Raw genomic sequence first — 5,812 nt, forward strand, 5'->3', positions numbered from 1 at the left:
GCCGCGGCTCGCCGCCGCGCCGCGGAGGCCCGGGTGGCCGAGGCGGTCGGCCGCGGCGCCGCCGTCGTCCTGCGGTACCTGGAGCAGTCGCTGGAGCTGGCCGCCGCCGAGCGCGACGAGGTGCAGGAGCTGCGCGCCTCGCGCGAGGCCGCGCTGGCCGAGGAGCGCGCCCGGGTGCGCGAGCTGTCGGCGGAGCTGGACGAGATCACGTCGACCGTCCACCGCGACGAGCTGGCCCGCGCCGAGCACCGCATGCGGGTCGAGGCGCTGGAGACCAAGGCGCTGGAGGAGCTGGGCGTCGATCCCACGACGCTGGTCGAGGAGTACGGCCCGCACCTGCCGGTGCCCGTGCCGCCGGGCGAGGACGGCGAGCCGCGCGAGCCGGTCCCGTACGTGCGCGAGCAGCAGCTCAAGCGGCTCAAGGCGGCCGAGCGCGGGCTGGCGGCGCTGGGCAAGGTCAACCCGCTGGCGCTGGAGGAGTTCGCCGCGCTCGAGGAGCGGCACGCCTTCCTCACCGAGCAGCTCGAGGACCTCAAGAACACCCGCCGCGACCTGCTCGACATCGTCAAGGAGGTCGACGACCGCGTCCAGCAGGTGTTCGCGTCCGCGTTCGAGGACACCGCCCGCGAGTTCGCCGACGTGTTCTCGCGGCTGTTCCCCGGCGGCGAGGGCAAGCTGGTGCTCACCGAGCCCGACGACATGCTCACCACCGGCATCGAGGTCGAGGCCCGGCCGCCGGGGAAGAAGGTCAAGCGGCTGTCGCTGCTCTCCGGCGGCGAGCGGTCACTGGTCGCCGTCGCGTTCCTGGTGGCGCTGTTCAAGGCCCGGCCGAGCCCGTTCTACATCCTCGACGAGGTCGAGGCCGCGCTCGACGACACCAACCTCGGCCGGCTGCTGAACATCTACGAAGAGCTGCGCGAACGCAGCCAGCTCATCGTCATCACCCACCAGAAGCGCACCATGGAGATCGCCGACGCCCTCTACGGCGTCTCCATGCGCGGCGACGGAGTCACGGCGGTCATCTCGCAGCGCATCCGCGAGTCCGAGCCGGTGTGATCCAGGTCACTTTCCCCCTTCACCGCTGGTGACGTAGCTGGTTGACTGGTCATCACCACATCGCTCCTCGCATCGTGAGGGGGAACCGACGATGACGTCGACTCTTCACCGCACCAGTGGTCGCTCCCTCGCCGCCCTCGCGGCGGCCGCCGCGCTCGTCCTGGCCTCCTGCGGCGACGACGACGGCGCGGAGCCCGGCGCCGGCGGCACCAGTCCCGGCGCACCGACGAGCACCGAGTTCGAGTTCTTCTCCTGGTGGACCGGCGCCGGCGACTCCGAGGGCAAGCAGGCGCTCCTGGACCTGTTCGCCGAGCGGCATCCGGACGTCGAGATCATCGACGCGACGGTGGCCGGTGGCGCCGGGACCAACGCACAGGCCGTCCTGACGACTCGGCTGCAGGCCGGCGACCCGCCCGACTCCTACCAGCGCCACGTCGGCGCCGAGCTGCAGCCGGACATCGAGGCCGAGCTGGTCGAGGACCTGACCTGGCTCTACGACGAGGAGGGCTGGAGGGACGTCTTCCCTGAGGACATGCTCGAACTGGCCACGGTGGACGACCGGATCTACTCGGTGCCGGTGAACATCCACCGGTCGAACCTCATCTGGTACAACCCGGCGGTGCTGGCCGAGGCCGGTATCGCGGCGCCGCCGGCCAGCTGGGACGAGTTCCTGCAGCAGGCGGCCACGCTGGAGGCCGCCGGGAAGACGCCGCTGACCATCGGCCCGTCCTGGACGCAGAAGCACCTGCTGGAGAACGTGCTGCTGGGCGAGCTGGGCGCCGAGGCCTACTCGGGCCTGTGGGACGGCTCGACCGACTGGGAGTCGACCGAGGTGACCGACGCGCTCGACATGTTCACCGAGGTGCTCGCGCACAGCAACGTCGACGAGGCCGCCGCCGACTGGCAGCCCGCGCTCGACCCCGTCATCGAGGGCGACGCCGCCTACAACGTCATGGGGGACTGGGCGAACACCTACTTCGCCACCGCGCAGGGCCTGGCCTTCGAGACCGAGTACGGCGTGACGACGTCCCCGGGCACGGAGGGCATCTTCAACTGGCTGTCCGACAGCTTCACCCTGCCGGTGGGGGCGCCGCACCGCGACCTGGCCGTCGAATGGCTGCGCCTGGCCGGGTCGAAGGAGGGTCAGGACACCTTCAACCCGATCAAGGGGTCGATCCCGGCGCGCACGGACGCCGACACGTCGCTCTACACGGGCTACCTGGAGATGCCGCTGACGGACTGGAACGACCCGGAGATCGAGCTCGTCGGCTCGCTGGCGCACGGTGTCGTGGCCGGCGGGGCGTTCAACACCGAGATCGACTCGGCGCTCGGGGAGTTCGTCGCCAGCGGCGACAGCGCCCAGTTCGCGTCGGCGGTCAAGGAGGCCTACGAGGCGAACCAGTAGCTTCGGGGGTGGAGATGTGCCGGATCCGCAAGTGGGGACCAGCGGCGTTGCTCGTCGCGCCGTCGCTGCTGGCCATCGGGGTCTTCGTCTACGGGTTCCTGGGCTGGAACCTGCGCGTCTCGGTCAGCGACTGGCGCGGCCTGCGCGCCACCTACGACTACGCCGGGCTGGACAACTACCGCAGGCTGGCCGAGGACACCAGGTTCATCGACGGCGTGCAGAACGTCGTCGTGTTCACGCTGGTGTTCGTGTTCGGGACGCTCGTGTTCGGGTTCCTGCTGGCGCTGCTGCTGGAGCGCGGGGTGCGAGGGGAGGCGTTCTTCCGGACCGTCTTCCTGTTCCCGATGGCCATCTCGTTCATCGCGACGGCCATCATCTGGCGCTGGCTGCTCAGCAACGCCTCCGGCGCGCAGGAGACGGGGCTGAACCGGCTGTTCGACAGCCTCGGCGTGGGGTTCCTGGCCAACGACTGGTTCAAGTCCGACTCGTACTGGGCCGTCGCCTCGGTCGCGATCGCGGCCGGATGGGCGCTCGTCGGCTACATCATGGCGCTGTTCCTGGCCGGCCTGCGCGGCGTCTCCGACGACCTGCGCGAGGCCGCCCGGGTCGACGGGGCGAGCGAGGCGAAGGCGTTCTGGCACGTGGTGCGACCGATGCTGCTGCCGGTCGTCATGAGCGCCATCGTCATCCTCGCCCACATCTCGCTGAAGACGTTCGACCTGATCTACGCGATGGACGCGAAGAGCCGCAAGATCGAGACGCCGGCGCTCTACATGTGGTTCATCACGTTCGAGGGCCTCAACTTCTCGATCGGCGCGGCCATCGCGACGCTGCTCATGGTGGGCATCGCGGCCGTGATCGTCCCCTACATCTGGTACTCGGTCCGATCGGAGCGCCGGCCATGACCACGTCCGGCGCGCCGCCGAGGATCCGCTCGCGCTGGTGGCCCTACGTCGCCACCGTCCGGTATATCGTGCTGTTCGCGCTGGTCTGCCTGTTCCTCATCCCGGTGTACGTGCTCGTGGTGACCGCGATGAAGGATCCGGCGCAGGTCAGCCCGTCGCAGATGTGGCAGCTGCCCGACTCGCTCTCGCTGGACACGTTCGCCGACGTGTGGCCGGTGCTCGAGCCCGGCTTCCGCAACAGCGTGCTGATGGCGGTGCCGGCCAGCATCATCTCGTCGCTGCTGGGCGCCGCGAACGGGTTCGTGCTGGCCAAGTGGCGCTTCCCCGGCGCCGACGTGGTGTTCCCGCTGATCCTGTTCGGCATGTTCATCCCGTACCAGGCGATCCTCATCCCGATGCGGGAGCTCCTGACCGACTGGAACCTGGTGGGCGGGCTGAGCGGGCTGATCCTCGTCCACATCATCTACGGCCTGCCGATCACCACGCTGATCTTCCGCAGCTACTTCGTGACGATCTCCGACGAGCTGATCGACTCCGCACAGGTCGACGGCGCCGGGATGATCCGCACGCTGGCCTTCGTAGCGCTGCCGATCGCGCTGCCCGCGTTCGCCGTCTCGGTCATCTGGCAGTTCACGTCGGCGTGGAACGACTTCCTGTTCGGGCTGGTGCTCACGTCGACGAACAGCTGGCCGGTCACCGTGGCGCTGAACAACATCGCCGGCGGCCAGGTGGTCCCGTTCCACGAGGCGATGGCCAGCGCGCTGCTGGCCAGCATCCCCACACTGCTCGTCTACATCCTGATGGGCAGGTTCTTCATGCGCGGGCTGATGGCCGGCGCGCTCAAGGGGTGATCCGATTAGCGAGCAGACGTCCGAGAACCGGGCCGCGCCCGTCGAGGCCCTCGCCACGGAGCTCGCCGCCCGCGCGCCGGTAGGGGTCCGGCTCGAGCACGTGTCCAAGCGGTTCCGCGGCGGGGTGGAGGCCATCAAGGACGTGACGCTGGCGGTGGAGCCCGGTGAGTTCGTGGTCCTGGTGGGCCCATCCGGCTGCGGCAAGTCCACCCTGCTGCGGATGATCGCCGGCCTCGAGGAGGTCAGCTCCGGGCGGATCCTCATCGGCGAGAAGGACGTCACGGCACAGCTGCCCCAGCAACGCGACGTCGCGATGGTGTTCCAGAGCTACGCGCTCTACCCGCGGATGACCGTGCGCGGGAACATCGGCTTCGGCCTGCGGATGCGCGGCGTCCCGAAGGAGGAGCGGCGCCGCCGCGTCGACGAGGTGGCGCAGGTGCTGGGCCTGGAGCACCTCCTCGACCGGCGCCCGGCGGCGCTGTCCGGCGGCCAGCGGCAGCGCGTCGCGATGGGCCGGGCGATCGTCCGCGAGCCGCAGATCTTCCTGATGGACGAGCCGTTGTCCAACCTCGACGCGAAGCTCCGCGTCAGCATGCGCGCCCAGCTCACGCTGCTGCACAAGCGGCTCGGTGTCACGACGGTCTACGTCACCCACGACCAGACGGAGGCCATGACGCTCGGGCAGCGCGTGGCCGTGCTGCGCGACGGCGTCCTGCAGCAGGTCGACACCCCGCAGCGGCTGTTCCGGCACCCGGTGAACCTCTTCGTCGCCGCGTTCATCGGGTCGCCGTCGATGAACTTCGTCCACGCGACCGTCCAGGACGGCGCGGCGTCGTTCGCGGGCGTGCGCGTCCCGCTCCCGCCGGACTCGTCGCTCGCCGGTGCGGACCGCCCGGTCATCGTCGGCGTGCGGCCCACGTCGCTGTCCCTCGCGTCGGGAAACGGCCAGCCCGAGCTGCCCGTGACCCCGGCCATCGTCGAGGACCTCGGCGACGAGCGCTACGTGATCTTCGACGTCGACGCGCCGCGCGTGGACACCGAGGCCACCCGCGCCGCGGTGGACGCCCAGGCCGCGGACGACGCACTGCTCGTGCCGCTGGACCGGGCCACCTTCACCGCGCGGCTGCCGGCCGGGACGCCGGTGAGCGTCGGGTCGCCGATCACCGTCGCGCTCGACCCGGCCCGGCTGCACTTCTTCGACCCCGCCACCGGCGCGGCGCTCGAGTAGGCAACGCCGCGCCCACACGGCGCGTCTTTCAGGTGACGGGGCCGGTCCTGCGCTACCGTCTGTGGTGCGGAAGTGAACGATGTTACTGCTGTGACCAACGGGGGTGTCACATGACGGCAGTGGTCGTGGCAATGCTGGCGATCGTGATGGTGGCGACGGCCGTGCTGGCCGCCGTCGGGGCCTACTACCACCTGGCGGGGTCGTCGGCGGTGCGGCGGAGGCTGCGCCGCTGGCGATTTCTTGCGGTAGCGCGCATGGACGACTGGCGTGAAGGGCTGTTCCACGGGCTGCGATGGGCGCGCCGCGCGATCGCCCGCCGGCTGGCCCGGCCGGCACCGGCCGCCCGGCCGGCACCGGGCACCCGGCC

Annotated in this window: 6 protein-coding genes; all 6 read left to right on the forward strand. The window is 70.6% G+C overall.

Annotated elements, in window-relative coordinates; genetic code table 11:
* A partial coding sequence (locus DY240_RS11345; RefSeq protein WP_147375292.1) for an AAA family ATPase occupies positions 1-1,056 on the forward strand: 1,056 nt, incomplete at its 5' end.
* 91 nt (positions 1,057-1,147) lie between these two features.
* A complete protein-coding gene (locus DY240_RS11350) occupies positions 1,148-2,461 on the forward strand; it encodes an ABC transporter substrate-binding protein (RefSeq protein WP_119660007.1) in 1,314 nt (437 codons plus the stop codon).
* A gap of 14 nt (positions 2,462-2,475) precedes the next feature.
* Positions 2,476-3,366, forward strand: a complete 891-nt coding sequence (locus DY240_RS11355) for a carbohydrate ABC transporter permease (protein ID WP_119660010.1) — start codon at positions 2,476-2,478, stop codon at positions 3,364-3,366.
* Positions 3,363-4,217 carry a carbohydrate ABC transporter permease gene (locus DY240_RS11360; protein WP_119660008.1) on the forward strand — a complete coding sequence of 285 codons (855 nt, stop codon included), beginning with the start codon at positions 3,363-3,365 and terminating at the stop codon, positions 4,215-4,217. Before DY240_RS11355 ends, DY240_RS11360 begins: the two co-directional genes overlap by 4 nt.
* A 4-nt stretch (positions 4,218-4,221) precedes the next feature.
* The gene (locus tag DY240_RS11365; protein WP_119660009.1) at positions 4,222-5,445 is read left to right on the forward strand and encodes an ABC transporter ATP-binding protein; all 1,224 of its coding nucleotides are present in this window, start codon (positions 4,222-4,224) and stop codon (positions 5,443-5,445) included.
* A 110-nt stretch (positions 5,446-5,555) separates the two neighbouring features.
* On the forward strand, positions 5,556-5,812 hold a 257-nt coding region (locus DY240_RS11370; protein ID WP_147375293.1), incomplete at its 3' end, for a hypothetical protein.

The organism is Jiangella rhizosphaerae, assembly GCF_003579925.1.
Classification (GTDB): Bacteria; Actinomycetota; Actinomycetes; order Jiangellales; family Jiangellaceae; genus Jiangella; species Jiangella rhizosphaerae.

What these genes read in the sequence shown, in the direction of transcription:
- DY240_RS11355 (WP_119660010.1), top strand. Translation starts at nt 2,476, where the DNA reads ATGTGCCGGATCCGCAAGTGGGGACCAGCGGCGTTGCTCGTCGCGCCG.
- DY240_RS11360 (WP_119660008.1), top strand. Translation starts at nt 3,363, where the DNA reads ATGACCACGTCCGGCGCGCCGCCGAGGATCCGCTCGCGCTGGTGGCCC.
- DY240_RS11350 (WP_119660007.1), top strand. Translation starts at nt 1,148, where the DNA reads ATGACGTCGACTCTTCACCGCACCAGTGGTCGCTCCCTCGCCGCCCTC.